This window comes from Streptomyces sp. NPDC088194, assembly GCF_040702025.1.
Classification (GTDB): domain Bacteria; phylum Actinomycetota; class Actinomycetes; order Streptomycetales; family Streptomycetaceae; genus Actinacidiphila.
In genome coordinates, this window is sequence record NZ_JBFBIV010000100.1 from 21,966 (window position 1) to 28,422 (window position 6,457).

At 68.3% G+C, this 6,457-nt stretch carries 5 protein-coding genes; 4 read left to right on the forward strand and 1 reads right to left on the reverse strand.

Annotated elements, in window-relative coordinates:
- Positions 1-32 precede the first annotated feature (32 nt).
- The 3 genes from AB0399_RS34475 to AB0399_RS34485 all read left to right on the forward strand — a co-directional run bounded on the left by AB0399_RS34475 (position 33) and on the right by AB0399_RS34485 (position 2,747).
- Positions 33-902: a LysR family substrate-binding domain-containing protein gene (locus AB0399_RS34475; RefSeq protein ID WP_366413960.1), complete on the forward strand. Its 870-nt coding sequence runs from the start codon at positions 33-35 to the stop codon at positions 900-902.
- Positions 903-1,311: 409 nt separating this feature from the next.
- Positions 1,312-1,890 (forward strand): carboxymuconolactone decarboxylase family protein, encoded by a 579-nt coding sequence (locus AB0399_RS34480; protein WP_366413961.1) that lies wholly within the window; start codon positions 1,312-1,314, stop codon positions 1,888-1,890.
- Positions 1,887-2,747: an RNA polymerase sigma-70 factor gene (locus AB0399_RS34485; RefSeq protein ID WP_366413962.1), complete on the forward strand. Its 861-nt coding sequence runs from the start codon at positions 1,887-1,889 to the stop codon at positions 2,745-2,747. Before AB0399_RS34480 ends, AB0399_RS34485 begins: the two co-directional genes overlap by 4 nt.
- Positions 2,748-3,067: 320 nt before the next feature.
- Here the strand turns inward: AB0399_RS34485 and AB0399_RS34490 are convergent, their stop codons facing one another.
- Positions 3,068-5,317: a DUF262 domain-containing protein gene (locus AB0399_RS34490; RefSeq protein WP_366413963.1), complete on the reverse strand. Its 2,250-nt coding sequence runs from the start codon at positions 5,315-5,317 to the stop codon at positions 3,068-3,070.
- A gap of 285 nt (positions 5,318-5,602) precedes the next feature.
- Here AB0399_RS34490 and AB0399_RS34495 point away from each other — a divergent pair, with 285 nt between their 5' ends.
- Positions 5,603-6,337, forward strand: coding sequence for a Type 1 glutamine amidotransferase-like domain-containing protein (locus AB0399_RS34495; RefSeq protein ID WP_366413964.1), 735 nt, complete (start codon positions 5,603-5,605; stop codon positions 6,335-6,337).
- Positions 6,338-6,457 lie beyond the last annotated feature (120 nt).

Consider the following 6,457-nt stretch of genomic DNA (forward strand, 5'->3'; position numbering starts at 1 on the left):
CGCCTCCGACCACCAACGGATAACCTTCTGTGGTGACAGGTTCGGAAGTGCCCCCTCCTTCGTTTTCGTTCCGGCTCGCCTACGTTCCGGGCGTGACGCCGACCAAGTGGACGCGGATCTGGAACGAGCGCCTGCCGGAGATCCCGCTCACCTTGGTGCCGGTGAGCGCCGCGGAGGCGTTCGGCGTGCTGCGGGACGGCGGCGAGTCCGGCGCGGACGCCGGATTCGTACGGCTGCCGGTCGACGGGCCGGACCTCAGCGCGATCCCCCTCTACACGGAGACAACGGTGGTCGTCGTCCCCAAGGACCACCTCGTGGCGGCGGTCGACGAGGTGACCTTGGACGACCTCGCCGACGAGGTCGTACTGAACCCTCTGGACTCCACCCTTGCCTGGGAGACCCTGCCGGGACAGCCCGCGAAGGAGCGCCCCGCCACCACCGTGGACGCCGTGGAACTGGTCGCGGCAGGCGTGGGCCTGCTGGTCGTCCCCCAGTCCCTGGCCCGGTTGCACCACCGCAGGGACCTCACCTACCGGCCGGTCCTGGACGCCCCCGAGTCCCGAGTCGCCCTGTCCTGGCCGCAGGAGGAGACCACCGACCTGGTGGAACACCTCATCGGCATCGTGCGCGGGCGCACCGTCAACAGCACCCGCGGTCGCCCGCTTCCGGCCCGGAACGCACAGGGCAGGCAGGGAACGCAGGGCACGCAGGGCACGCAGGGCACGGACAAGGGCAAGGGCAAGGGCAAGCGCCCCGACAAGGCGGCGGAAGGGCGCCGCAAGCCCGCGCGCGGCGGGTCCGGGTCCGGGTCCGGTTCCGCGTCCGGTTCCGGAGCGAAGCCCACCGGCAAGAGCGGCAGTACGGGCGGCGCCAGGCGCGGTAAACCCCGCCGCCGTCCGTAGCCCGTCCAGGTCCCCGTCCCCCGTCCCCCGTATGTCGGCGTCGGCGTCGGCACGTACCGGACCGCGCCGCACTCCCCTCTTCCCAGACGGACGGGGCTCTGCCTCGATGTCGACTTGCGGGACGGCAATCAGGGGCATGGCAGGTCACCGGCTCTCCCGGGCTCTCCGGAGCATGACCCGCCGCGCCAAGACCTACGTCGTGCAGTCGCCGAGGGCCTCGCGTACGTGCAGCTGACGATCTCGGGGCCGGCCCGGGGGCCCGTGGAGATCCGCGAGGAACAGCAGCAGTCCCTACGAACAGGCCCGGCCCGTGGGCGCACATCGGGGCGGCGGTGGTTGTCACATGCGCGGACCGGGCGGTGTCTTCATGCCGAACAGCCCCACAGGGACGCATGCAAGGAGAGACACCATGACACTGCGACTGCCGAAGGCCGAGCTCCCCGCCGAGCTCGAGGAGAACATGATCAAGCAACTGGGCGCCGTGCCCGAGAACGTCGAAGTGCTGTGGCACAGCCCTCGGATGGCCCAGGACAATCTGGAGTTCGGCGCCAAGGTGGGGGCGTGGGACGCGGTCGACCCGGGCCTGAAGTCGTTCGCGCACATGGCCGTCGCGTCGCAGGTCGGTTGCAGTTGGTGCCTGGACGTCGGCTATTTCCAGGCGCAGAACGAGAACCTGGACCTGGCCAAGGCGAGCCAGGTGCCGCGCTGGCATGAAGCGGACGTGTTCACGCCGCTGGAGCGCGACGTCATGGGGTACTCCGAGGCGATGACGAACACACCGCCGACGGTCACCGACGAGCAGTACTCCGCCCTTCTCGAGCGGCTCGGGGCGTCGGCGATGGTGGAGCTCACCGCGTTCATCGCCTACGTCAACCTGGCGACCAGGGCCAACGTGGCGAACGGGGTCACCTCCCAGGGATTCTCCGACGCCTGCGAGGTTCCGCTGGCCAACCGCCCGGCGACGTCCCCCGTAGGGTCCTCGCAATGACCGAGGACCCGTTCGTCGCCCACCGCAGCCTGCTGTTCACCGTCGCCTACGAGATGCTCGGCTCCGCGGCCGATGCGGAGGACGTGCTGCAGGAGACCTGGCTGCGGTGGGCCGACGTCGACCGGTCGCAGGTCCACGATCCACGGGCGTACCTCGTCCGGGCCGTCACCCGGCAGGCGCTCAACCGCATACGCACGCTCTCCCGTCGCCGCGAGGACTATGTCGGCGAGTGGCTGCCCGAACCCTTGCTGACCCATCCCGATGTCGCCGACGACGTCGAACTCGCGGAGACGGTCTCCATCGCGATGCTGACCGTCCTGGAGACGCTCGGACCGGTGGAACGCGCGGTGTTCGTCCTCCGCGAGGTCTTCGACATGCCGTACGACGAGGTCGCCGAGGCCGTGGGCAAGACTGCCGCCGCCGTTCGGCAGATCGCCCGCCGGGCCCGGAACCACGTCGCCGCCCGGCAGCCACGCGTCAGCGTGAGCCGGTCGGAGCACCAGGCCGTGGTGGACCGGTTCATCGCCGCTCTGCACACCGGGCGCGTCCAGGACCTTCTGGAGATCATGGCGCCGGATGTGGTCTTCATCGCCGACGGCGGAGGACTCACGGCCGCCGCGCTGACCCCCATCCACGGGGCCGAGCTCGTGGCGACCATGCTCGCCGGCACCGACCGGTCCAAGACCGAGACCACGACGACGTGGCTCAACGGCAGCCCCGCGATCCAGATCGCATCCGACAGCGGACGGGCCGCGGTCAGCCTCGTGATCGAGAAGGGACGCATCACCCGGATCTACGCGACATCCAATCCGCAGAAGCTGACACGAATCGACAAACCCACTGATCTCATGAGGTAGACCGTGACGCGGGTGTTCCGGGCACGACACGCCCGGAACCCCGCCCACAGCGCCGTGGCAGACGGAACGAAGCAGCGGCCCTACTCCGACGGTGCGGCGGTCTCTGCGCGGCGGGACTCCGGACCCGCTGACGACGTCAAGAGGTTCCGGGCGAGCACATCCAGCGCCTCCGAGACCTCTCTCGGCCGCTGCGGCCCATCAGATCCCAGCGCGCTGGTGAGAGCTTCCTCACCGGCACATAGCGGCGGCGATCCGGTGCGGTGGTGCCCCCAACGCATTGCCGACCAGCCGTACAGGGCAGAAGGTGAACCCGGCGGAAGTCAAAGGGCGCCGGAGGCCGCTGCGCGGTCGCGCACGGTGCGCAGGCTGACGCGCAGGCCGTTCTCGTCCTCGATGTGCCATTCGTTCATGCCCTGGCAGGTCTTGGTGCCGCGGGCGACGGCTCCGGCCTCGTCGACCCTGCCGTAGGGGGTGCCTCCGGTCGCGGCGAGGATGATGCCGCCGTTCGCGTCGATGGTGGCCCAGTGGTCGATGCGACGGTAGGTGAGCACGATCCGGCTGCCGGCCTTCAGGACGTGGGCGTCGATCATCTTGGCCACGTCCGTGCGCCGTCCGGAAGTGGATTTGCGTCGCGCAGGCACCTGGTGGGGACTGGCGGCCGGTTGGGTCGAGGGGTTGTGCTCGGTGGCGGCAACAGCCGCGGGGACGGTCAGACCCAGGCGTTGGGGGTGCCAGATGTGCTCGAACAGGCGCAGGTACAGTTCCTGCCGGGTCGCGATGACGGTGGGCATGGTCTCTCGCGGCCCGAAAGCCCGCAAGTGCTTGTCGAGTTGGTGTGCCTTGATGAAGTCGCGCAAGTGGGGGTTGCGGTGGTCGTATTCGCGGGCCATGACGCCCAACAGGACATTGCTGCGTGCGTACAGGCTGGTCTTGTCGTGGAAGGGCATGTCGTTGATGCTGGAGTTTTCGCGGCCCTCCAGCAGTCCTAGGCCCCCGAGTTGGTTGCGGCGGGCGCGGAAGACCACCGGGTCGGGGATGGTGTCGGCCACCCGGTGATGGTGGTTGGCCCAGAGGTGTTCGATGTGAAACCGGTCGCGGTCGAGGTAGGCGAGAATGTCGAAGGGTTTCTTGCATGCCTGGTCGGTGTAAGCGGTGGCGCGGGCGAGGAGGTAGCGGATCTGATGGGCGTTGTTGCCCCGTAGTCCCAAAGTCGCCGCTTCAGGTATCGGGTTGCCTGCGTGGTGGGCGAGGCTGCCCAGTGTCGAGGCGACGTCTGCGACAGTGCGGCATCCGCGCAGGAGGGGCACGAGTTCGCTGTGGACCAGGTCGTCGGTGTCCGTTGGCTGGACGGGAAGATCCTGGAGTATCCGCAGGGCGTACCAGCGGTCGATGTAGGAGGCGACGAGGCGGCCCTTGTCCTTGGCATCGGTGGGCTGGTCGTCGGGGTTGATGGCAGCGAGGACAGCTACGGATTGGACGTCGAGGCCGTTGCGTTCGTTGAACAGCACCGTCTCCAGGCGGTCGCTGTCCTTCAGTGTGCGGGTGGCGGCGAGGATAGGCCGGTACAGGCGGGCCGACTTCAGCAAGTCCTGTACGAACTGCAGGAAGTTCTCGGAATTCCCTGCGGTCAGGCTCAGGGATTCCGCGTGGTGGCGCACCCACACGTTGAGGTTGGTGGTGATCTGGTGGCGGTCCTCCTTGACTCCCGGGCGTGCGTAGCGGGCGAGGAGGTAGGACTTGATGAAGCGGGACGCTGCCAAGGGGTCGTCGCGGTCGGTGGACAGTTCCCGCAGCATCTCCTGCCACTGGGTGTTGAGTTGTTCCTCGCCGGCGCCGACGTTGGACAACAGGTGGCTTTTCAGAAGGTCGATGGCGGTGAGGCGAGCGCCGCGGTCGTTCATCGTCTCGAACATGCGGTAGCCGTGGTCGAGGTCGGCGGCGCGGATACCGACCAGAACCACGCGTGTGAGGAGCCACTCGGTGAACCGGTGGAGTTCCTCCGCGTCGAGTTCCTCGGCCAGTTGGGATTCGATCTGCCTGCCGCGTGCCCACAGGTTGCGGCGGGACAGGGAGTCCCCCGGTCCCGTTTCGTAGGTGCGGCCCTCGCTGATGGCCCTCACCACCGGGTCGTGGTCGGGGATGCCGACGCAGAAGTGCTTCCCGTCGATCGTGATCACACGGTTGAGTTGGTCGACGGTTTGTGGATCTCCAGCGTCTTTGGCCCATTGCCGTAGTTGCAGGAAGAGCAGGTGCAGGGTGACGAAGCGCTGCTGACCGTCGACGAGGTAGCGGCGGTTCCGTGAGGGCTCGTGGTAGATGAAGGGCCCGAGGAAGTACTGGGGTGCGGTGTGCGGGCGACGCCGGTACACCACGTCGCCCGACCAGCTCCGGAACACCTCGCACAGGTCCCGCAGCAACGTGCGGACTTCTTCCTCGCCCCAGGTGTAGTCACGCTGGTAGTAGTCGATCTCGTAGGTGACATCACGGAACAACCCGTTCAGATCGAAGCCCTGGGATCGAATCTCATCCGCCCCCACGCAGCCACCCCCCTGCTCGACGCACCCCGTCATGTTCCCAATCCGGCGCCCTTCCGTACAGACGGCCTGGCCATCCGATCGGCTGCGCCACATTGGAGCGAGCGGATGCTCCGGGACCGTGCGTCCGATCCGTCGCCGACCCGCTACCGGACACAACGCCGCAGCTCCAGCAGCCTCCCTCGATGCCGCCCGTGCGGCCGCAGATCGCCCTCGGGCCGATGCTGAATGTCAGTGCCGAGTACTAGGGTCCGAGACCCGGCCGGCACCCCTGGTGGGCGCGGCGGGCATCTCATCAGGGCACCCCAGGAAGGCAAGGCCATGAAAGCTCTCCTCACGTCATCCGGTATCCAGAACCGCAGCATCCGCGGCGCGCTGGAGGATCTGCTGGGCAAACCGATCGCCGAATCCAACGCTCTGTTCATCCCCACCGCCGTCTATCCCTTCCCCGGTGGCCCCGGGATGGCCTGGCGAGCGCTCAGCGGCCAGGGTTCGTCAGTGCTGGCTGATCTGGGCTGGAAGTCCCTGGGGGTCCTGGAGCTGTCGGTGCTGCCGAGCATCGAGGAGGCCGCCTGGGTACCGACGGTGCGGGACGCCGACGCGCTGCTGGTGTGGGGCGGCGACCCCCTGTTCCTGGCCGGCTGGATGCGCCGCTCCGGATTGACCGACCTGCTGCCTTCGCTGCGCCCCGAGGCGGTGTACGTGGGGGTGAGTGCCGGGAGCATCGCCGCCACCACCACTTTCGTCGAGACCTACGACGAGCCGCCCCGCGGGAACGAAGGGCCGGTGAGTTCGGAGAAGGTCGTCTTCGCCACGCCCGACGGGGACGTCGACCGGCTCCTCGTCACGGGCCGTGGAGCGGGGCTCGTCGACTTCGCGGTGATCCCGCACCTGGAGAACCCGCGCCATCCCGACGCGTCCCTGGCCAACGCCGAGAAGTGGGCGGCACACATTCCCGCCCCGACGTACGCGATCGACGATGAGAGCGCCGTCAAGGTGGTCGACGGCACCGTCGAGGTCGTCTCCGAGGGGCAGTGGAAGCTGTTTCAGCCCTAGGCCGTGTTTTGGAAGTCCCGCCTGCCCCGTGGCGCCTGGCACGCACGCTCGCTTCGTTGTCGGGCTTGTCCGAGTAGGCCCACTACGAGGACAACCCTCCGCCTTGCGATCGCACGCACC